23 protein-coding genes and 1 tRNA gene are annotated in these 20418 nt (G+C 68.3%); 21 read left to right on the forward strand and 3 right to left on the reverse strand.

The annotated features are described in order from the left end of the window. The first annotated feature begins 184 nt into the window (after positions 1–184). Positions 185–1354, forward strand: coding sequence for a motility-associated ABC transporter substrate-binding family protein (locus tag BLP62_RS13965; protein WP_241374133.1), 1170 nt, complete (start codon positions 185–187; stop codon positions 1352–1354). Positions 1355–1395: 41 nt separating this feature from the next. On the opposite strand, the gene BLP62_RS03425 is transcribed toward BLP62_RS13965, so the two are convergent. Both BLP62_RS03425 and BLP62_RS03430 read right to left on the reverse strand, forming a co-directional pair. Next, positions 1396–1471 (reverse strand) — tRNA-Ala (locus BLP62_RS03425). Between the two features lie 37 nt (positions 1472–1508). Beyond that, positions 1509–1847 carry a hypothetical protein gene (locus tag BLP62_RS03430; protein ID WP_093005892.1) on the reverse strand — a complete coding sequence of 113 codons (339 nt, stop codon included), beginning with the start codon at positions 1845–1847 and terminating at the stop codon, positions 1509–1511. A gap of 64 nt (positions 1848–1911) precedes the next feature. Here BLP62_RS03430 and BLP62_RS03435 point away from each other — a divergent pair, with 64 nt between their 5' ends. From BLP62_RS03435 to BLP62_RS03520, 18 genes are all read left to right on the forward strand, one after another. Then, a complete protein-coding gene (locus tag BLP62_RS03435; protein ID WP_093005894.1) occupies positions 1912–2550 on the forward strand; it encodes a Rad52/Rad22 family DNA repair protein in 639 nt (212 codons plus the stop codon). Further along, positions 2547–3293, forward strand: coding sequence for a metallophosphoesterase (locus BLP62_RS03440; protein ID WP_093005896.1), 747 nt, complete (start codon positions 2547–2549; stop codon positions 3291–3293). Before BLP62_RS03435 ends, BLP62_RS03440 begins: the two co-directional genes overlap by 4 nt. Then, positions 3286–4104, forward strand: coding sequence for a 16S rRNA (adenine(1518)-N(6)/adenine(1519)-N(6))-dimethyltransferase RsmA (rsmA, locus tag BLP62_RS03445; protein WP_093005898.1), 819 nt, complete (start codon positions 3286–3288; stop codon positions 4102–4104). The genes BLP62_RS03440 and rsmA overlap by 8 nt, the downstream gene beginning before the upstream one ends. A 166-nt stretch (positions 4105–4270) precedes the next feature. Next, on the forward strand, positions 4271–4630 hold the full coding sequence (locus BLP62_RS03450; protein WP_093005900.1) for an NADH-quinone oxidoreductase subunit A: 360 nt from the start codon (positions 4271–4273) through the stop codon (positions 4628–4630). Further along, positions 4621–5166, forward strand: coding sequence for a NuoB/complex I 20 kDa subunit family protein (locus BLP62_RS03455; RefSeq protein ID WP_093005902.1), 546 nt, complete (start codon positions 4621–4623; stop codon positions 5164–5166). The genes BLP62_RS03450 and BLP62_RS03455 overlap by 10 nt, the downstream gene beginning before the upstream one ends. 3 nt (positions 5167–5169) lie before the next feature. Further along, a complete protein-coding gene (locus tag BLP62_RS03460) occupies positions 5170–5790 on the forward strand; it encodes an NADH-quinone oxidoreductase subunit C (RefSeq protein WP_093005904.1) in 621 nt (206 codons plus the stop codon). Beyond that, positions 5787–7007: an NADH dehydrogenase (quinone) subunit D gene (gene nuoD / locus BLP62_RS03465; protein WP_093005906.1), complete on the forward strand. Its 1221-nt coding sequence runs from the start codon at positions 5787–5789 to the stop codon at positions 7005–7007. Before BLP62_RS03460 ends, nuoD begins: the two co-directional genes overlap by 4 nt. 10 nt (positions 7008–7017) lie before the next feature. Further along, the gene (nuoE, locus tag BLP62_RS03470; RefSeq protein WP_011174268.1) at positions 7018–7563 is read left to right on the forward strand and encodes an NADH-quinone oxidoreductase subunit NuoE; all 546 of its coding nucleotides are present in this window, start codon (positions 7018–7020) and stop codon (positions 7561–7563) included. Beyond that, positions 7560–8876, forward strand: coding sequence for an NADH-quinone oxidoreductase subunit NuoF (nuoF, locus tag BLP62_RS03475; RefSeq protein ID WP_093005908.1), 1317 nt, complete (start codon positions 7560–7562; stop codon positions 8874–8876). Before nuoE ends, nuoF begins: the two co-directional genes overlap by 4 nt. 1 nt (position 8877) lies before the next feature. Beyond that, on the forward strand, positions 8878–11229 hold the full coding sequence (nuoG, locus tag BLP62_RS03480) for an NADH-quinone oxidoreductase subunit NuoG (RefSeq protein WP_093005910.1): 2352 nt from the start codon (positions 8878–8880) through the stop codon (positions 11227–11229). Beyond that, positions 11226–12323 (forward strand): NADH-quinone oxidoreductase subunit NuoH, encoded by a 1098-nt coding sequence (gene nuoH, locus BLP62_RS03485; RefSeq protein ID WP_093005912.1) that lies wholly within the window; start codon positions 11226–11228, stop codon positions 12321–12323. Before nuoG ends, nuoH begins: the two co-directional genes overlap by 4 nt. Beyond that, a complete protein-coding gene (nuoI, locus tag BLP62_RS03490; RefSeq protein WP_093005914.1) occupies positions 12320–12868 on the forward strand; it encodes an NADH-quinone oxidoreductase subunit NuoI in 549 nt (182 codons plus the stop codon). The genes nuoH and nuoI overlap by 4 nt, the downstream gene beginning before the upstream one ends. After that, positions 12865–13398, forward strand: coding sequence for an NADH-quinone oxidoreductase subunit J family protein (locus BLP62_RS03495; protein ID WP_093005916.1), 534 nt, complete (start codon positions 12865–12867; stop codon positions 13396–13398). Before nuoI ends, BLP62_RS03495 begins: the two co-directional genes overlap by 4 nt. Further along, a complete protein-coding gene (nuoK, locus tag BLP62_RS03500; RefSeq protein WP_018111772.1) occupies positions 13395–13682 on the forward strand; it encodes an NADH-quinone oxidoreductase subunit NuoK in 288 nt (95 codons plus the stop codon). The genes BLP62_RS03495 and nuoK overlap by 4 nt, the downstream gene beginning before the upstream one ends. A 2-nt stretch (positions 13683–13684) precedes the next feature. Then, on the forward strand, positions 13685–15505 hold the full coding sequence (nuoL, locus tag BLP62_RS03505) for an NADH-quinone oxidoreductase subunit L (RefSeq protein WP_093005918.1): 1821 nt from the start codon (positions 13685–13687) through the stop codon (positions 15503–15505). After that, the gene (locus BLP62_RS03510) at positions 15499–16908 is read left to right on the forward strand and encodes a complex I subunit 4 family protein (protein WP_093005920.1); all 1410 of its coding nucleotides are present in this window, start codon (positions 15499–15501) and stop codon (positions 16906–16908) included. Before nuoL ends, BLP62_RS03510 begins: the two co-directional genes overlap by 7 nt. Continuing rightward, on the forward strand, positions 16905–18182 hold the full coding sequence (locus BLP62_RS03515; protein ID WP_093005922.1) for an NADH-quinone oxidoreductase subunit N: 1278 nt from the start codon (positions 16905–16907) through the stop codon (positions 18180–18182). Before BLP62_RS03510 ends, BLP62_RS03515 begins: the two co-directional genes overlap by 4 nt. Before the next feature lie 87 nt (positions 18183–18269). Beyond that, positions 18270–18650, forward strand: coding sequence for a hypothetical protein (locus tag BLP62_RS03520; RefSeq protein WP_093005924.1), 381 nt, complete (start codon positions 18270–18272; stop codon positions 18648–18650). Here the strand turns inward: BLP62_RS03520 and rocF are convergent. Next, the gene (gene rocF, locus BLP62_RS03525) at positions 18647–19510 is read right to left on the reverse strand and encodes an arginase (RefSeq protein WP_093005926.1); all 864 of its coding nucleotides are present in this window, start codon (positions 19508–19510) and stop codon (positions 18647–18649) included. The genes BLP62_RS03520 and rocF overlap by 4 nt on opposite strands. Positions 19511–19597: 87 nt before the next feature. On the opposite strand from rocF, the gene BLP62_RS03530 reads away from it, so the two are divergent. Together BLP62_RS03530 and rpmF are read left to right on the forward strand one after the other, a co-directional pair. Beyond that, on the forward strand, positions 19598–20134 hold the full coding sequence (locus BLP62_RS03530) for a YceD family protein (protein WP_093005928.1): 537 nt from the start codon (positions 19598–19600) through the stop codon (positions 20132–20134). A gap of 59 nt (positions 20135–20193) precedes the next feature. Further along, on the forward strand, positions 20194–20376 hold the full coding sequence (gene rpmF / locus BLP62_RS03535; RefSeq protein ID WP_014515146.1) for a 50S ribosomal protein L32: 183 nt from the start codon (positions 20194–20196) through the stop codon (positions 20374–20376). The last annotated feature ends 42 nt before the right edge of the window (positions 20377–20418 follow it).

The following is a 20418-nucleotide window of genomic DNA, read 5'->3' on the forward strand; positions in this document are numbered from 1 at the left end:
GCCGGGTCCTTGCCCAGGACCCCGAGACCCTCAGGCGGCACACCCTGTTCCACTGGTGGCCTAGGACGAAGGAATTAGCATAAAAGGGTATCAAATGGGCATTCCCGTGTATTGGCGTCTGGGTGCTTTGGCATTGCTGGCAGCCCTGGGGGCTTGTTCCGGCCCTCAAGGCGTGGTTCCCAACATGGTGGTCCCGGGCCCCCGGGACGATGCCGGGGGCGACCCCGCCCAGGCCTGCGGCGAGGTGGCCAAGGCCGCCATGGGCCCGAAGGGGGGCATCCTGGTCTGGAACACCGCGGACACCCTCTTCGTGCAGCTTTCCGGGGTCTCCCCTTACCAACTCACGGAAAGCCACGCCTACGCGGGCACCGCGGCCCCGGGAAACTGGTGGAGCTACCCCGCCCAAGCGGTGCACGACCCCTACGTGGACACCTTCACCTACGCCTTCCCCCTGGCGGACCTGGGCGCCAACCCCGGGGACAGCCTCCACGTGGCCGGCTACGCCTTTCTCCTGAGCCCAAGCTACAGCTTCGCCGAGGGCCAGGGCCATTTGGAGTACACGGTACAGGCCTGCCAGAACACCCCACCCCCGCCCGGCAAGGACATCGTGGTGTTTAACGACATCAACCCCTTTGACAACACCGCCATGGCCAACCCCAACAACCAGCTCATGGCCCGCAACCTGGTGAACTACACCACCGCAGGCCCCCGGGGCGCAGGCACCAAGGTGCTCTTTGACCGGGGCCGCAACTCCGTGTGCGGGGGCATGGGGGAGTGCAGCGATGCGGGCCTGGCCACGTTCCGGAGCGTGATCCAAGGCGAGGGCTTTACCATTGAGGAGCTCAACTCCACCCAGGGATCCATCACCGCCTTGCCCCTCGAGGTCAAGGTCATCTTCCTCTGGAACCCCCGCGAGACCTTCACCAACGGGGAGATCAACGTGCTCAAACAGTTTGCCGACGAAGGGGGGCGCGTGGTCTTCATCGGCGAGTGGCAGGGATATTACGACGCCATCACCCTGGAGAACGACTTCCTGGGCAAGATGGGGGCGGTGATGACCAACACCGGCCAGGCGGTGGACTGCGGTTACAACACCTTGCCCCAGGCCTCCTTGCGTCCTCACCAGATCACTCAGGGCATGACCAACGTAACCATGGCCTGCTCCTCGGTGCTGGTGCCTGGGCCGAACGACTACCCCCTCTACTACGACTCCACCAACTCCAAGGTCCTCTCGGCGGTGGCCACCATTGACCCCACGCCCTTACCCCTCAACCACGTGGCGCCCCAGCAGGTCCAGGTGGCCCCCCAGGGCCTCGCTCCCCTCCTGAACCCCCGATCCTCCACGGGCTACTGAGCGCAAAAACAAAACCTCCCGCCTCGAGGCGGGAGGTTTTCTGGTGGAGCCGAGGGGATTCGAACCCCTGACCTCCTGAGTGCGATTCAGGCGCGCTCCCGACTGCGCCACGGCCCCGCGCGCCCTATATGGTACCGAGGGGCTTGGGCCTTGTCTAGTCCCCCTCCTTGAGCCGCACCTCCACCCGGCCCTTCTTGTCCTTCACGGAGAGCTTGGCCTTGGCCTTGCCCTTGCGGTACTCCGCCTTCCACTCGTCCTTCTTGACCTCGTACTTCACCCGCACCCAGCCCCGGCGGCGGAGGTCCTCGTCGTGGTAGCGGAAGATGGCCTCGGGCCGGGAGTAGCCGTAGACCACCACAATGCCCTGGGGCTCGGCCACCCGCTCCACCACCACCGCCTGGGGGAAAAGGTCAAAGGCCAAGGTGGCGGTGAGGCGCACCTCCAGGGCCCACGCCAGGGCCAAAAAGGGCAGAAGGATGGGCCAGCGCTTCATGCCCCCAGTCTCCCGCCCTAAGGGGGTCTTTAGGATGAGAGAACGCTAAAGTACACTTGGGGTTATGGACGAAGTCTGGCGCAAGCTGGCCGAGCCCTTCCCCAAAGGGGAGGTGCAGTGGCGCATAGAGGCCCTCTCCCGGGACAAGAAGCGGGCCCTCGTGGTCCCCTACGTGGACGCCCGCACCGTCTTGGACCGCCTGGACAAGGTGGTGGGCCCTGAGGGCTGGCACGACGCTTACGAGGTGCTGGCCGATGCGGAAAGGGCGGTGAAGGACGAGCGCGGGGAGCGCCAGGAGCGGGTGGTGGAGGTGAAGTGCCGCCTCACCGTCCTCGGGGTGACCAAGGAAGATGTGGGCGAGGGGGACTCCCTGAAGGCCGCCTTCTCCGACGCCCTCAAGCGGGCGGCGGTGAAGTTCGGGGTGGGGCGCTACCTCTACCGCCTGGAGAAGCAGTGGGTGGACTACGACCCCGAGAAGGGCCGCTTCACCCCCCCAAGCCTCCCCGAAGGGGAGGGGGAAGCCCCCGAGGAAGAGGAGAAGCCCGAGGCCTACCGCCTCATTGACCAGCTCCTGGAAAGGCTGAAGGAGAAGGGCCTGGGCAAGGAGGCGGCCCGGATCATCACCAAGTACGGGGGCTACGGCAAGACCCCCGAGGAGACCCGCAGGCTCTACGGGGAGCTCCGCAACTTGCTCAAGGGATGAGGGTCGTCGCCCTCGGGGACCTCCACGGCAAGTTCCCCCTGCTCTGGCGGATCCTACGCCAGGAGGGGCTCGCCGACGAGGGCTTCCGCCCCACGGAGGCCCTGCGCTCGGGGCGGACGCGCCTCGTGCTCCTCGGGGACCTGGTCCACCCCAAGACCCCCAAGGACTACGAGGGGCTCACGGGGCTTTCCCCCTACGACCCCAAGGACCCCACCCACCTCCGCCTGGCCGCGGGGGCCCAGATCCGGGAGCTCTTCCGCCTGAAAAGGTTCCAGGAAGAGGCGGAAGGCCACGTGACCATCCTCCTAGGCAACCACGACGAGGCCGCCCTCAAAGGCGACCCCATCCTGGGCAACCGCCACCTCGAGCACCTGGAGTTCCACCCCGAGCACGGGGGAAAGCCCCTGCCTGAGGCCCTAAGGGCCTGGATGGCCTCCTTTCCCCGGGAGCTCGTCCTAAAGGGCGTCCACTTCGCCCACGTGGGCCCCGTGCCCTGGCTCCAGGAGTACGACGCCCTCTTCTACGCCCAAAGCGAGCCCAAGACCTGGTGGTTCCGCACCCCGGACTACGTGGAGCGCATGGGCTACCGCTTCGGGGTCTACGGGCACGTGCCCATGAAGGAGGGCGTGCTCCTCAAGGAGCGGTTCGCCCTAATAGATGCCCTGGACCTCGGGGAGTACCTGGAGCTTTTCCCCGAGGAAGACCCCCTCTGCCCGAGGGTGAAGCGCTTGGCCCATGGCTAACCCCCTAACCTCCCCCAAGGCGGTGCGGGAGCTCCTCGCCCGCCACGGCCTCTTCGCCGACAAGCGCTTCGGGCAGAACTTCCTGGTGTCCGAAGCCCACCTCCGGCGCATCGTGGAGGCGGCCAGGCCCTTCACCGGGCCCGTCTTTGAGGTGGGGCCGGGGCTTGGGGTCCTGACCCGGGCCCTCCTCGAGGCCGGGGCGGAGGTCACGGCCATAGAGAAGGACCTGCGCCTAAAGCCCCTCCTGGAGGAGACCCTTTCCGGCCTCCCGGTGCGCCTCGTCTTCCAGGACGCCCTCCTCTACCCCTGGGAGGAGGTGCCCCAGGGGAGCCTCCTCGTGGCCAACCTCCCCTACCACATCGCCACCCCCCTGGTCACGAGGCTTCTCAAGACGGGCCGCTTCGCCCGCCTCGTCTTCCTGGTGCAGAAGGAGGTGGCGGAGCGCATGACCGCCAGGCCCAAGACCCCGGCCTACGGGCTCCTCTCCCTCCGGGTGGCCCACCACGCCGTGGCGGAGAGGCTCTTTGACCTTCCCCCGGGGGCCTTCTTCCCTCCGCCCAAGGTGTGGAGCAGCCTGGTGCGCCTCACCCCCACGGGGGCCCCCGACGACCCCGGGCTTTTCGCCCTGGTGGAGGCCGCCTTCTCCAAGCGGCGCAAGACCCTCCTCAACGCCCTGGCCGCCGCGGGCTACCCCAGGGGCAAGGTGGAGGAGGCCCTGAAGGCCCTGGGCCTCCCCCTGGGGGTGCGGGCCGAGGAGCTTGGCCTCGAGGCCTTCCGCCGCCTGCGGGAAAGGCTTTACACCGGAGTGTAGCGCCATCTATCCCATAAAGAGCGGGACTACACCGATAGCCCCCGGCACGGTGTAGCCTTACCCTCTTGTCCCGGGCCTGGGGTAGTAAGATGGGCAGGAACTCGGGCGGGGCTTTTGGGGTGTTGGGAGCCCCGCTCGTGAAGAGAGGCACGAAAGGAGGGGAACCTTGGCGCCCATCGCGGAGTACGTGAACGTCCTAATCTACCTGGGGGTGGCCCTCTTCATCGGGGTGGCGGCCCTTTTGGTGGGGGCCCTCCTCGGCCCCAAGAAGCCGGGGCGGGCCAAGCTCATGCCCTACGAGTCGGGGAACGACCCCGCCGGGGAGGTGAAGCGCTTTCCCGTCCACTTCTACGTGGTGGCCATGCTCTTCATCCTCTTTGACGTGGAGGTGGCCTTCCTCTGGCCCTACGCCGTGAGCGCAGGGGGGCTTGGCCTCTACGGGTTCCTCGGGGTCTTGGGCTTCACCCTGCTCCTCTTCGTGGGCTTCCTCTACGAGTGGTGGAAGGGGGTGATGCGGTGGCACTGAAGGACCTCTTTGAGCGGGACGTCCAGGAGCTGGAGAGGGAGGGGATCCTCTTCACCACCTTAGAGAAGCTCGTGGCCTGGGGGCGGAGCAACTCCTTGTGGCCCGCCACCTTCGGCCTCGCCTGCTGCGCCATTGAGATGATGGCCTCCACGGACGCCCGCAACGACCTCTCCCGCTTCGGGAGCGAGGTCTTCCGGGCAAGCCCCCGCCAGGCGGACGTGATGATCGTGGCCGGGAGGCTTTCCAAGAAGATGGCCCCGGTGATGCGCCGGGTCTGGGAGCAGATGCCCGACCCCAAGTGGGTGATCTCCATGGGGGCCTGCGCGAGCTCGGGGGGGATGTTTAACAACTACGCCATCGTGCAGAACGTGGACTCCGTGGTGCCCGTGGACGTCTACGTGCCCGGCTGCCCCCCCAGGCCCGAGGCCCTGATCTACGCGGTGATGCAACTCCAGAAGAAGGTGCGGGGCCAGGCCTACGACGAAAGCGGCAGGAAGCTTCCGCCCGTGGCCGCCTGGAAGCGGGCGAGGGGGTGAGGCATGCGGCTTGAACGCGTCCTGGAAGAGGCCCGGGCCCAGGGCTACCCCATAGAGGACAACGGCCTCGGCAACCTCTGGGTGGTCCTGCCGAGGGAGCGCTTCAGGGAGGAGATGGCCCGGTACAAGGAGATGGGCTTCAACTACCTGGCGGACATCGTGGGCCTGGACTACCTGACCTACCCCGACCCCCGTCCCGAGCGCTTCGCCGTGGTCTACGAGCTCGTCTCCCTCCCGGGCTGGAAGGACGGGGACGGGAGCCGCTTCTTCGCCCGGGTCTACGTGCCCGAGAAGGACCCCAGGCTCCCCACGGTCACCGACCTCTGGGGGAGTGCCAACTTCCTGGAACGGGAGGTCTACGACCTCTTCGGCATCGTCTTTGAGGGCCACCCCGACCTCCGCAAGATCCTCACCCCGGAGGACCTCGAGGGCCACCCCCTGCGCAAGGACTTCCCCTTGGGGGAGACCCCCACCCTCTTCCGCGAGGGGCGGTACATCATCCCCAGCGAGTTCCGGGCGGCCATCACCGGCAAAGACCCCGGCCTCACCCACTACCGGGGCGGGGCCCGCAAGGGGTACAAGGCGCTTTGGGCCGACCTCGTCAAGGCCAAGGAGGCCAAATGAAGGAGTACCTGGACCTGGATCCCCAGGGGGTGGAGGAGCCCAAGGAGCTCCGCACCGAGGTGATGACCCTGAACGTGGGGCCCCAGCACCCCTCCACCCACGGGGTGCTCCGCCTCGTGGTCACCCTCTCCGGCGAGGAGGTCTTGGACCTCGTCCCCCACATCGGCTACCTCCACACGGGCTTTGAGAAAAACATGGAGAACCGGACGTATACGCAGGTGATCACGTATACGCCCCGGATGGACTACCTCCACTCCTTCGCCCACGACCTGGCCTACGCCCTGGCGGTGGAGAAGCTGGTGGGGGCGGTGGTGCCCCCCCGGGCGGAGACCATACGGGTCATCCTGAACGAGCTTTCCCGCCTGGCGAGCCACCTGGTCTTCCTGGGGACGGGGCTTTTGGACCTCGGGGCCCTCACCCCCTTCTTCTACGCCTTCCGCGAGCGCGAGACCATCCTGGACCTCTTTGAGTGGGTCACGGGCCAGCGCTTCCACCACAACTACATCCGCATCGGCGGGGTGAAGGAAGACCTCCCCGAGGAGTTCGTCCCCGAGCTCAGGAAGTTCCTGGAGGTCATGCCCCACCGCATTGACGAGTACGAGGCCCTCTTCGCCGAAAGCCCCATCTTCTACGAGAGGGCCCGGGGCGTGGGGGTGATCCCTCCTGAGGTGGCCATTAACCTCGGCCTTACCGGGGGGTCCCTAAGGGCGAGCGGGGTGAACTACGACGTGCGCAAGGCCTACCCCTACTCGGGCTACGAGACCTACACCTTTGACGTGCCCCTGGGGGAGAGGGGGGACGTGTTTGACCGGATGCTCATCCGCATCCGGGAGATGCGGGAGTCGGTGAAGATCATCCGGCAGGCCCTGGAACGGCTGGAACCGGGCCCCGTCCGCGACCCCAACCCCCAGATCACCCCGCCCCCCCGCCCCCTCCTGGAGACCTCCATGGAGGCGGTGATCTACCACTTCAAGCACTACACCGAGGGCTTCCACCCCCCCAAGGGGGAGGTCTACGTGCCCACGGAGTCGGCCCGGGGGGAACTCGGCTACTACGTCGTCTCCGACGGCGGCTCCATGCCCTACCGGGTCAAGGTGCGGGCGCCGAGCTTCGTCAACCTGCAAAGCCTCCCCTACGCCTGCAAGGGGGAGCAGGTCCCCGACATGGTGGCCATCATCGCCAGCCTTGACCCCGTGATGGGGGACGTGGACCGCTAAGGGAGGGAAGATGGGGTTCTTTGACGACAAGCAGGACTTCCTAGAGGAGACCTTCGCCAAGTACCCGCCGGAAGGGCGCCGCGCCGCCATCATGCCCCTCCTCAGGCGGGTGCAGCAGGAGGAAGGCTGGATCCGGCCCGAGCGCATAGAGGAGATCGCCCGCCTCGTGGGCACCACCCCCACGGAGGTCATGGGGGTGGCGAGCTTTTACTCCTACTACCAGTTCGTGCCCACGGGGAAGTACCACCTCCAGGTCTGCGCCACCCTAAGCTGCAAGCTCGCCGGGGCCGAGGAGCTTTGGGACTACCTCACCGAGACCCTGGGCATCGGCCCGGGGGAGGTGACCCCGGACGGGCTTTTCAGCGTGCAGAAGGTGGAGTGCCTGGGAAGCTGCCACACCGCCCCCGTAATCCAGGTGAACGACGAGCCCTACGTGGAGTGCGTGACCCGGGCGAGGCTTGAGGCCCTTCTCGCGGGCCTCAGGGCGGGGAAGCGGCTTGAGGAGATTGAGCTTCCCGGCAAGTGCGGCCACCACGTGCACGAGGTGGAGGTATGACGGGCCCCATCGTTTCCGGACTAGACCCTAGGTTTGAACGGACCCTCTACGCCCACGTGGGGAAGGAGGGGTCCTGGACCCTGGACTACTACCTCCGGCACGGGGGGTACGAGACGGCAAAGCGCGTCCTTAAGGAGAAGACCCCGGACGAGGTCATAGAGGAGGTGAAGCGCTCGGGGCTACGGGGCCGGGGCGGGGCGGGCTTCCCCACGGGGCTCAAGTGGAGCTTCATGCCCAAGGACGACGGGAAGCAGCACTACCTCATCTGCAACGCCGACGAGTCCGAGCCCGGGAGCTTCAAGGACCGCTACATCCTCGAGGACGTCCCCCACCTCCTCATTGAGGGGATGATCCTCGCCGGGTACGCCATCCGGGCCACGGTGGGCTACATCTACGTCCGCGGGGAGTACCGCCGGGCGGCGGACCGGCTAGAACAAGCCATCAAGGAGGCCCGGGCCCGGGGCTACCTGGGGAAGAACCTCTTCGGCACGGACTTCTCCTTTGACCTCCACGTCCACCGGGGGGCCGGGGCCTACATCTGCGGCGAGGAGACGGCCCTCATGAACTCCCTGGAGGGCCTCAGGGCAAACCCCCGCTTGAAGCCCCCCTTCCCCGCCCAGGCGGGGCTTTGGGGCAAGCCCACCACCATCAACAACGTGGAGACCCTGGCCTCCGTGGTGCCCATCCTGGAGCGGGGGGCGGACTGGTTCGCCCAGATGGGCACGGAGCAGTCCAAGGGGATGAAGCTCTACCAGGTCTCGGGGCCCGTCAGGCGGCCTGGGGTCTACGAGCTCCCCATGGGCACCACCTTCCGCGAGCTCATCTACGAGTGGGCGGGCGGGCCCCTGGAGCCCATCCAGGCCCTCATCCCCGGGGGGTCCTCCACCCCGCCTCTGCCCTTCACGGACGAGGTCCTGGACACCCCCATGAGCTACGAGCACCTCCAGGCCAAGGGCTCCATGCTGGGGACCGGGGGGGTCATCCTCATCCCCGAGCGGGTGAGCATAGTGGACGCCATGTGGAACCTCACCCGCTTCTACGCCCACGAGTCCTGCGGCAAGTGCACCCCCTGCCGGGAAGGGGTGGCGGGGTTCATGGTGAACCTCTTCGCCAAGCTCGGCCGGGGCGAGGGGGAGGAGAAGGACGTGGAGAACCTGGAAGCCCTCCTGCCGCTCATTGAAGGGCGGAGCTTCTGCCCCCTGGCGGACGCGGCGGTGTGGCCGGTGAAGGGCTCGCTAAGGCACTTCAAGGACCAGTACCTGGCCCTGGCGCAAACGAAGCGCCCGGTGCCCAGGCCTTCCCTCTGGAGGTGACATGGTAAGGGTTAAGGTGAACGACCGCGTGGTGGAGGTGCCTCCGGGGACGAGCGTCATGGACGCCGTCTTCCACGCGGGGTACGACGTGCCCCTCTTCTGCTCGGAGAAGCACCTCTCCCCCATCGGGGCCTGCCGCATGTGCCTGGTGCGGGTGGGCCTTCCCAAAAAGGGCCCCGACGGAAAGCCCCTCCTCAACGAGAAGGGCGAGCCCGAGATCCAGTGGCAGCCCAAGCTTGCGGCGAGCTGCGTGACGGCGGTGGCGGACGGGATGGTGGTGGACACCCTCTCGGACGTGGTGCGGGAGGCCCAGGCGGGGATGGTGGAGTTCACCCTCTTAAACCACCCCTTAGACTGCCCCACCTGCGACAAGGGCGGGGCCTGCGAGCTCCAGGACCGCACCGTGGAGTACGGGCTTTACGAGAAGTACTACCAGAAGGACCCCCTCTCCCTCCCCGTCTACACCCGCTTTGAGTTCACCCGCCGCCACGTGGACAAGCACCACCCCCTCTCCCCCTTCGTCATCCTGGACCGGGAGCGGTGCATCCACTGCAAGCGGTGCGTGCGCTACTTTGAGGAGGTGCCCGGGGACGAGGTCCTGGACTTCATTGAGCGGGGGGTGCACACCTTCATCGGCAGCATGGACTTCGGCCTCCCCTCGGGCTTCTCCGGGAACATCACGGACATCTGCCCCGTGGGGGCCCTTCTGGACCTCACCGCCCGCTTCCGCGCCCGCAACTGGGAGATGGAGGAGACCCCCACCACCTGCGCCCTCTGCCCCGTGGGGTGCGGGATCACCGCCGACACCCGTAGCGGCGAGCTCCTCAGGATCCGGGCCCGGGAGGTCCCCGAGGTCAACGAGATCTGGATCTGCGACGCGGGCCGCTTCGGGCACGAGTGGGCGGACCAAAACCGCCTCAAGACCCCCCTGGTGCGGAAAGAGGGAAGGCTCGTGGAGGCCACCTGGGAGGAGGCTTTCCTCGCCCTCAAGGAGGGCCTGAAGGGGGCGAGGGGCGAGGAGGTGGGGCTTTACCTGGCCCACGACGCCACCCTCGAGGAAGGCCTCCTCGCCGCCGAGCTCGCCAAGGCCCTGAAGACCCCCCACCTGGACTTCCAGGGCCGCACCGCCGCCCCGGCGAGCCTCTTCCCGGCGGCCACCCTGGAGGACCTCCTCCGGGCGGACTTCGCCCTGGTCCTCGGCGACCCCACGGAGGAAGCCCCCATCCTCCACCTCCGCCTCTCCGAGTTCGTGCGGGGCCTCAAGCCCCCCTACCGCTTCGCCCACGGCACCCCCTTCGCCGACCTGCAGATCAAGGAAAGGATGCCCCGCCGCACGGACAAGATGGCCCTCTTCGCCCCCTACCGCGCCCCCCTCATGCGGTGGGCCGCCCTCCACGAGGTCCACAGGCCCGGGGAGGAGCGGGAAATCCTCCTCGCCCTCCTCGGGGAGAAGGAGGGGAGCGAAATGGTGGCGAAGGCGAAGGAGGCCTGGGAGAAGGCGAAGGCCCCGGTGCTCCTCCTCGGGGCCGGTGTCCTCCAGGACGCCGTGGCCGCGGAAAGGGCCCGCCTTCTCGCCGAGCGCAAGGGGGCCAAGGTCCTCGCCATGACCCCGGCGGCGAACGCCCGGGGCCTCGAGGCCATGGGGGTCCTCCCCGGGGCGAAGGGGGCCTCCTGGGACGAGCCCGGGGCCCTCTACGCCTACTACGGCTTCGTGCCCCCGGAAGAGGCCCTTAAGGGCAAGCGCTTCGTGGTGATGCACCTAAGCCACCTCCACCCCCTGGCGGAGCGCTACGCCCACGTGGTCCTCCCCGCCCCCACCTTCTACGAGAAGCGGGGGCACCTGGTGAACCTGGAGGGCCGGGTCCTCCCCCTAAGCCCCGCCCCCATAGAGAACGGGGAGGCGGAGGGCGCCCTCCAGGTCCTCGCCCTCCTCGCCGAGGCCCTGGGGGTGAGGCCCCCCTTCCGGCTCCACCTCGAGGCCGAGCGGGAGCTCAAGGCCCGCAAGGTGCCCGGGCCCATGGGCCTCCTGGCCTTCCGCACCCGCGCCTTGAGGCCGAGGGCCCAAGGGGGCGCCCTCTACCTCCGCCCCGGCATGTGGAAGGCCCACCAGGCCGTGGGCAAGGCGGCGGAGGCGGCGGCGCCCGAGCTTTGGGCCCACCCCGAGACCGCCCGGGCCGAGGTCCTCCCCGAAGGGGCGCGGGTGGCGGTGGAGACCCCCTTGGGCCGGGTGGAGGCCCGGGTGGTCCACCGGGAGGACCTCCCCAAGGGGTTCCTCTACCTCTCGGGTCTGGGCGCGGCCGCCGGGCGCCTCGTGGAAGGCCGGGTGCTGGTCCCCGCAGGAGGTGAAGCGTGACCTGGTCCTACCCCGTAGACCCCTATTGGATGGTGGCCCTGAAGGCCCTCTTGGTGGTGGTGGGCCTCCTCACCGCCTTCGCCTTCATGACCCTCATTGAGAGGAGGCTCCTCGCCCGCTTCCAGGTGCGCATGGGGCCCAACCGGGTGGGGCCTTTCGGCCTCTTCCAGCCCATCGCCGACGCCATCAAGAGCATCTTCAAGGAAGACCTGGTGGTGGAGCGGGCCGACAAGGTCCTCTTCGTCCTCGCCCCCCTTCTGGGGGTGGTCTTCGCCCTTTTGGCCTTCGGGGCCATCCCCTTCGGCCCCCCGGGGAGCTTCTTCGGCTATAGCCCTTGGGTGGTGAACCTGGACCTGGGCCTCCTCTACCTCTTCGCCGTGAGCGAGATGGCCATCTACGGCATCTTCCTGGCGGGCTGGGCCTCGGGGAGCAAGTATAGCCTCCTTGGCTCCCTTCGCTCCTCGGCGAGCCTGATCTCCTACGAGCTCGGCTTAGGCCTCGCCCTCCTTGCCCCCGTCCTCCTCGTGGGGAGCCTCAACCTGAACGACCTCGTGAACTGGCAGAAGGAAAACGGCTGGCTCCTCCTCTACGCCTTCCCCGCCTTCTTGGTCTACGCCATCGCCGCCCTGGCCGAGGCCGCCCGCACCCCCTTTGACCTCCCCGAGGCGGAGCAGGAGCTGGTGGGGGGGTACCACACGGAGTACAGCTCCATCAAGTGGGCCCTCTTCCAGATGACGGAGTACATCCACTTCATCACCGCCAGCGCCCTCATCCCCACCCTCTTCCTGGGCGGCTGGACCATGCCTGTCCTCGAGGTTCCCTACCTCTGGATGTTCCTCAAGATCGCCTTCTTCCTCTTCCTCTTCATCTGGATCCGGGCCACCTGGTTCCGCCTGCGCTACGACCAGCTCCTCCGCTTCGGCTGGGGCTTCCTCTTCCCGGTGGCCCTCCTCTGGTTCCTCGTCACCGCCTTTGTGGTGGCCCTGGACCTCCCCAGGACCTACCTCCTCTACCTCTCCGCCCTGAGCTTCCTCGCCCTCATGGGGGCGGTCCTTTACACCCCCAAGCCCGTGCGCAAAGGAGGTGGCGCATGACCCTGAAGGCCCTCGCCCAAAGCCTCGGCATCACCCTCAAGTACCTCTTCTCCAAGCCCGTGACCGTCCCCTACCCCGACGCCCCCGTGGCCCTGAAGCCCCGCTTCCACGGGCGGCACGTCCTCACCCGCCACCCGAACGGCCTGGAGAAGTGCATCGGCTGCTCCCTCTGCGCCGCCGCCTGCCCCGCCTACGCCATCTACGTGGAGCCCGCGGAGAACGACCCGGAAAACCCGGTCTCCGCGGGGGAGCGCTACGCCAAGGTCTACGAGATCAACATGCTCCGGTGCATCTTCTGCGGCCTCTGCGAGGAGGCCTGCCCCACGGGGGCCATCGTCTTGGGCTACGACTTTGAGATGGCCGACTACCAGTACTCCGACCTCATCTACGGCAAGGAGGACATGCTGGTGGACGTGGTGGGCACCAAGCCCCAGCGCCGGGAGGCCAAGATGACGGGCAAGCCGGTGAAGGTGGGCTACGTGGTGCCCTACGTGCGGCCCGAGCTGGAGGGCTTTAAGGCCCCCACGGAAAGGAGGAAGCCGTGAGCCCCTTGGAAGGCCTGGCCCTCTTCCTCCTCCTCCTGAGCGGGGTCCTGGTGGTGACCCTAAGAAACGCCATCCACGCCGCCTTGGCCCTGATTCTGAACTTTCTTGTGCTGGCCGGGGTCTACGTGGCCCTGGACGCCCGCTTTTTGGGCTTTATCCAGATCATCGTCTACGCCGGGGCCATCGTGGTCCTCTTCCTCTTCGTCATCATGCTCCTCTTCGCCGCCCAGGGAGAGGTGGGCTTTGACCCCCTGGTGCGCTCCAAGCCCCTCGCCGCCCTCTTGGCCTTAGGGGTGGCGGGGGCCCTCCTCTCGGGGCTTTGGGGGCTGAGGCCCGCCTTCACCCAGGACCTTAAAGGCGGCCTTCCCCAGGCCCTGGGGCCCCTCCTCTACGGGGACTGGCTCCTCGTCCTTCTCGCGGTGGGCTTCCTCCTCATGGCCGCCACGGTGGTGGCCGTGGCCCTGGTGCAGCCCGCCCGTCCCCTGGACGCCCTGCCCCGGGAAGAGCGGGAGAGGGAGGTGGTGCGGTGAGCTACCTCCTCGCCTCCGCCCTCCTCTTCGCCCTCGGGGTCTACGGGGTCCTCACCCGGAGGACCGCCATCCTGGTCTTCCTCTCCATTGAGCTCATGCTGAACGCGGCCAACCTCTCCCTGGTGGGCTTCGCCCGGGCCTACGGGCTCGAGGGCCAGGTGGCGGCCCTCATGGTCATCGCCATCGCCGCCGCCGAGGTGGCCGTGGGCCTCGGCCTCATCGTGGCCATCTTCCGCCACCGGGAAAGCACCGCGGTGGACGACCTTTCCGAGCTTCGGGGGTAAGCATGGCGCTTCTCGGGACGATTCTCCTGCCCCTCTTCGGCTTCGCCCTTCTAGGGCTATTGGGCAAACGGATGAACGAGCCCCTCCCCGGGGTCCTGGCCTCGGGGCTCGTTTTGGCCTCCTTCCTCCTGGGGGCGGGGCTTCTCCTCTCGGGCGGGGCCCGGTTCCAGGCGGAGTGGCTTCCCGGCATCCCCTTCAGCCTCCTTCTGGACTCTCTCTCCGGCTTCATGCTCCTCATCGTCACCGGCGTGGGCCTCCTCATCCACGTCTACGCCATCGGCTACATGGCGGGGGACCCGGGCTACAGCCGCTTCTTCGCCTACTTCAACCTCTTCATCGCCATGATGCTCACCCTGGTCCTCGCCGACAGCTACCCGGTGATGTTCATCGGCTGGGAAGGGGTGGGCCTGGCGAGCTTCCTCCTCATCGGCTTCTGGTACAAAACCCCCCAGTACGCCGACAGCGCCCGCAAGGCCTTCATCGTGAACCGCATCGGCGACCTGGGCTTCATGCTGGGGATGGCCATCCTCTGGGCCCTCTTCGGGACCCTCTCCATCAGCGAGCTCAAGGAGGCCATGGAGGGCCCCCTGAGGAACCCCAGCCTCCTCGCCCTGGCGGGCCTCCTCCTCTTCCTCGGGGCCGTGGGCAAAAGCGCCCAGATTCCCCTCATGGTCTGGCTTCCCGACGCCATGGCCGGCCCCACCCCCGTCTCCGCCCTGATCCACGCGGCCACCATGGTGACGGCCGGGGTCTACCTCATCGCCCGGAGCTCCTTCCTCTATAGCGTTCTCCCCGACGTCTCCTACACCATCGCCGTGGTCGGCCTCCTCACCGCGGCTTATGGGGCGCTTTCCGCCTTCGGCCAGACGGACATCAAGAAAATCGTCGCCTACTCCACCATCAGCCAGCTCGGGTACATGTTCCTGGCGGCCGGGGTGGGGGCCTACTGGGTGGCCCTCTTCCACGTCTTCACCCACGCCTTCTTCAAGGCCCTCCTCTTCTTGGCCTCGGGCAGCGTGATCCACGCCCTGGGGGGCGAGCAGGACGTGCGCAAGATGGGAGGCCTCTGGAAACACCTCCCCAAGACCCGCTGGCACGCCCTCATCGGGGCCTTGGCCCTGGGCGGCCTTCCCCTGCTTTCCGGCTTCTGGTCCAAGGACGCCATCCTCACCGCCACCCTCACCTACCCCTTCGGGGGGGTGGGCTTCTACGTGGGGGCGCTCCTCGTGGCGGTCCTCACCGCCATGTACGCCATGCGCTGGTTCGTCCTGGTCTTTTTGGGGGAGGAAAGGGGCCACCACCACCCCCACGAGGCCCCGCCGGTGATGCTCTGGCCCAACCACCTCCTGGCCCTGGGTTCGGTCCTCGCGGGGTACCTGGCCCTGCCCCACCCCCTGCCTAACCTCCTGGAACCCTTCCTGAAGCCCGCCCTGGCGGAGGTGGAGGCCCACCACCTCTCCTTAGGGGCGGAGTGGGCCCTCATCGCCCTCTCCGGGGCGGTGGCCCTTCTGGGGCTTTGGGGGGGCTACGTCTTCTTCCAGCGCAAGGCCCTCCCCGCTTGGTACCTGGCCTTTGAGGCGGCGAGCCGGGAGGCCTTCTACGTGGACCAGATGTACAACGCCCTCGTGGTGAACCCCTTGAAGGCCCTGGCGGAGGCCCTCTTCTACGGGGACCGGGGCCTCCTGGGGGGTTACTTCGGCCTGGGCGGGGGGGTAAGGAACCTGGGCCAGGCCCTGGCCCGCCTGCAGACCGGCTACCTTAGGCTTTACGCCCTGCTTTTCGTGCTGGGGGCGCTTCTGCTTCTGGGGGTGATGCGGTGGTAGTCCTGGCGATCCTTCTGCCCCTTCTCTTCGGGGCCCTCCTCCTCTTGGGCCTCCCCCGGGCTCTGGGGGTCCTGGGGGCGGGCCTGAGCCTCCTTTGGAACCTTTACCTCTTCCTCACCCACCCCGGCGGGGTGGCCCACGCCTTCCAAGCCCCCCTCCTCCCCGGGGCGGGGGTGTACTGGGCCTTCGCTCTGGACGGGCTTTCCGCGCTTTTCTTCCTCACCATCGCCCTCACCGTCTTCCTGGGGGCCCTGGTGGCGAGGGTGGAGGGGCGCTTTTTGGGCCTCGCCCTCCTCATGGAGGGGCTTCTCCTCGGCCTCTTCGCCGCCCGGGACCTCCTCGTCTTCTACCTCTTCTTTGAGGCCCCCCTCATCCCCGCCCTCCTCATGCTCCTCTTCTACGGGGGCCAGAACCGGGTGAAGGCCCTCTACACCTTCCTCCTCTTCACCCTGGCGGGCTCCTTGCCCATGCTCGCCGCCGTCCTCGCGGCGCGGGCCCTGGGGGGAAGCCCCTCCTTCCTCCTGGAGGACCTCCTGGCCCACCCGGTGGGAGGGAGCGCGGCCTTCTGGGTCTTCCTGGGCTTCGCCCTGGCCTTCGCCATTAAAACGCCCCTCTTCCCCCTCCACGCCTGGCTTCCCCCCTTCCACCAGGAGAACCACCCCTCGGGCCTCGCCGACGCCCTGGGCACCCTCTACAAGGTGGGGGTCTTCGCCTTCTTCCGCTTCGCCATCCCCCTGGCCCCCGAGGGCTTCGCGCAAACTCAGGGCCTCCTCCTCTTCCTCGCCGCCCTTTCCGCCCTCTACGGGGCCTGGGTGGCCTTCGCCGCCAAGGACTTCAAGACCCTTCTGGCCTACGCCGGGGTCTCCCACATGGGGGTGGCGGCCTTGGGGGTCTTCTCGGGAACCCCGGAAGGGGCCATGGGGGGGCTATACCTCCTGGCGGCCAGCGGGGTCTACACCGGGGGGCTTTTCCTCCTCGCGGGAAGGCTTTACGAGCGGGTGGGCACCCTGGAGATCGGGCCCTACCGGGGCCTGGCCCAGAGCGCCCCGGGCATGGCCGCCTTGGCCCTCTTCCTCTTCCTCGCCATGGTGGGCCTCCCCGGGCTTTCCGGCTTCCCCGGGGAGTTTCTGACCCTCCTCGGGGCCTACAAGGCGAGCCCCTGGCTTGCCGCCTTGGCCTTCCTCTCGGTGATCGGCTCCGCGGCCTACGCCCTCACCGCCTTCCAGAAAACCTTCTGGGAGGAGGGGGCGAGGGCCGTGGAGGACCTCAAGGGAAGCGAGTGGGGCTTCGCCCTCCTCTCGGGGGCGGCCCTGGTCCTCATGGGGGTCTTCCCCGGGTACTTCCTCCAAGGGCTTAGGCCCCTGGCGGAGGCCTTCGCCAAGCTCCTCGGAGGTGGCGCATGACCCTCTTGGTCCTCACCCTCTTCTCCGTGGCCCTGACCCTCCTGGGCTTTTTCGTATCCGTTTCCGTGTTTAAGAGGCTCACCATCCTGGGGCTGAGCCTCGCCCTGCTTTCCCTCCTCCTCACCTGGGGCAAGCCCTTCGCCCTGGGGCCCTACAGGGTGGACGGCGTCTCCCAGGCCTTCACCCTCTTCGCCCTCCTGGGGGCGCTTTGGACGGTGGGGCTGGTGCGCTCCAGGCGGTTTGAGTTCCACCTCCTGGTGCTCTACGCCGCCTTGGGGATGCACCTCCTCGCCTCCACCCAGAACCTCGTCCTGATGCTGGTGGCCCTCGAGGCCCTCTCCCTCCCCCTCTACGCCCTCGCCACCTGGCGGCGGGGGGAGGGGCTGGAGGCCGCCCTCAAGTACTTCCTCCTGGGGGCTTTGGCCGCCGCCTTCTTCCTCTACGGGACCGCCCTCCACTACGGGGCCACGGGGAGCCTCGTCCTCGGCGCCCCCGGGCAAGGCCCCCTCTACGCCCTGGCCCTGGGCCTCCTCCTGGTGGGCCTGGGCTTCAAGGCGGCCCTGGCGCCCTTCCACTTCTGGACCCCCGACGTCTACCAGGGAAGCCCCACCCCCGTGGTCCTCTTCATGGCCACGGGGGTGAAGGCCGCGGCCTTCGCCGCCCTCCTCCGGGTGGCCGCACCCCCCGAGGCCCTCGCCCTTCTCGTGGCCCTCTCCGTGGTGGTGGGGAACCTCGCGGCCCTGGCGCAGAAGGAGGCCAAGCGGCTTCTCGCCTACTCCTCCATCGCCCACGCCGGGTACATGGCCCTCGCCCTCTACACCGGGAACGCCCAGGCCCTGGGCTTCTACCTCCTCACCTACGTCCTGGCCACGGGGCTCGCCTTCGCCGTCCTCTCGGAGATCTCCCCCGACCGGGTGCCCCTGGAGCGCCTCAAGGGCCTCTTCCACCGGGACCCCCTCCTGGGCCTCGCCCTCTTCGTGGCCGCCCTTTCCCTCCTGGGCCTGCCGCCTTTGGCGGGGTTTTGGGGGAAGTACCTGGTCTTCGCCGAGGCCGCCAAGGCGGGGCAGTGGGGGCTATTGGTCCTGGCCCTGGTCACCAGCGCGGTGAGCGCCTACTACTACCTGGCCCTGGGGCTTGCCGTCTTCGGGCGGGGAGAGGCCGAGGCCAGGCCCCGCCCCCTGGCCCGGGGTGTGGCCCTCCTGGCGGCCCTCCTCCTTCTCCTCCTCGGCCTCCTGCCGGGAAGCGTCCTCCCCGCCTTGGCCCAGGGGGGCTAACCCAAAAGGCTTCCGCTCGGGGGCGGGGGAGTTCCCCGCCCCCCTTGTCCTCCGGAGGCCGGGAGGCCTAAAGTGGGGACAGGACCCATGGAAGACCCTCTGGCCCGCCTCCCCAAGGCCCTTTTGCACAAGGACCCCCTGGCCTACGTGCGCCTCGGGGCCGAGGCTTGGCGCCGGGAGCTTCGGGGAAGCTGGCTCTTGGGTGTGGCGAGCGGCTTCCTTTGGCCCGAGGCCCCGCCCCCCAAGGACCCGGAGGCCCTCTTCCGCCGCATGGAGGGCGCCTGGCAGGAGGCGGAGGCCTACTTTTGGGAGACGGGCCTGGACTTTCCCCTCCTGGTGAGCGAGTGGGCCCGGGAGGCCCTGGAGCCCCTCCTCCACCGCAAGCGCCTCCCCCCCTACCCCTCCTTGCGCGGGGCCTTCGCGCGGGGCCTCGCCCTGGGAAGGCGGGTCCGCGGGGGGCTCCCCTAGAGGATCCGCTTGCCAAGAAGGCTTAAGGCCAGGCCCACCATCATCTCCGCCGTGCGGTTCTTCTCGTCCAGGATGGGGTTCACCTCCACCAGGTCCAGGCTTTGCACCCTCCCCGAATGGGCCAGAACCTCCATGAGGAGGTGGGCCTCCCGGTAGGTGAGCCCCCCGGGCACCGGGGTGCCCACCCCGGGGGCCAGGGCGGGGTCCAGGACGTCCGCGTCCAGGGAGACGTGGAGGGGAAGCCCCTCCAGGTAGGCCAGGGTCTCCTCGGCGATGCGGGCCATCCCCAGGCGGTCCACCTCGTGCATGGTGTACACCCGGACCCCCATCTCCTTGAGGAGGCGCTTTTCCCCGGGGTCCAGGCTCCGCACCCCGATGAGGACCACGTCCTTGGGGTCCACCGCCTGGAAGGCCTCGGTGAGCCGCGGGTGGCCCAGGCCGCAAAGCACCGCCAGGGGCATGCCGTGGATGTTGCCGGAGGGGCTCGTCTCGGGGGTGTTGAAGTCCGCGTGGGCGTCCACCCAGATGACCCCGATCCGCCCCCGGGCCACCCCGGAAACCGAGCCCATGGAAAGGGAGTGGTCCCCCCCGAGGACGATGGGGAAGACCCCCTCAAGCCCCCTAAGCCGGTCCCGGAGTTCCAGGGCCGCCTGGCGGATCTCCTCCAGGTAGGGGCCCTTCCGCTTCCTCAGGGTCTCGGCCAGGGGCACCCGCACGTCTCCCAGGTCCTCCACGGCCAGGCCCAAGGCCTCGAGCTCCTCCAGAAGCCGGGCGTAGCGGAGGGCGGAGGGCCCCATGTCCACGCCCCGCCTTCCCGCCCCAAGGTCCATGGGCAAGCCCAAGACGGCCACGCGCTCCATGGCCCAGAGGGTACCAGAAAGCCCTATGCGTTGCTCGGGAAGTTTATGCCCTAGGAAGGGCGGGCCTTCCGCGCTATACTCATAAGGATGGACTACGCCAAGGTGACGAGGATCAACCTGGCCCGGCTTCTAAAGGAGGGGGGAACCGCCCGCGCCTCCGGGGTGGTGGAGGAGGCCTTCTGGGTGGGGGAGGAGCGGTTTCCCCTAGAAGGGGAGGCCTCCTGGAAGGTGGCCGTCTCCTCCGTGGGGGGGAACGAGTACTGGCTTTCCGGGGAGGTGGAGGGGGTGGTGTACATGGAGTGCCGCCGCTGCCTGAAGCCCACCCCCACCCCCGTGCACGCCCACTTCCAGCACATGCTCCGGTACGAGCAGGGCCTCGAGGGGGTGGTCTTCCACGAGGAGGACGAGGACGAGTACTACGCCTTCGGGGAGCCCGACTTGGACCTCCTCCCCTTCCTCACCGAGGCCTTCGTGACGGAGATGCCCTACACCGTGCTCTGCGAGGAGGGGTGCAAGGGGCTTTGCCCGGTGTGCGGCGCGGACCGCAACCTGGTGGACTGCGGCCACGAGGCGGAAACCCCACACCCCTTCCAGGCCCTTAAGGACCTCCTTCCGGAACTCTAGGGCTTCTGCTATACTACCAGGGGTTTAGCGGGGCAAGCCCCCCGCGCGGAGGATGGGAGATGGCCAAGCACCCTGTACCGAAGAAAAAGACCTCTAAGGCGCGGCGCGACGCCCGCAGGAGCCACCACGCCCTCACCCCCCCCACCCTGGTCCCCTGCCCCGAGTGCAAGGCGATGCGCCCCCCCCACACCGTCTGCCCGGAGTGCGGCTACTACGACGGGCGCAAGGTGCTGGAAGTCTAGACCGGGTCAAGACTCCGGGGCCCCGCACCCCGGGGCCTCAGC

Source organism: Thermus arciformis, assembly GCF_900102145.1.
In the GTDB taxonomy this organism is placed as follows: domain Bacteria; phylum Deinococcota; class Deinococci; order Deinococcales; family Thermaceae; genus Thermus; species Thermus arciformis.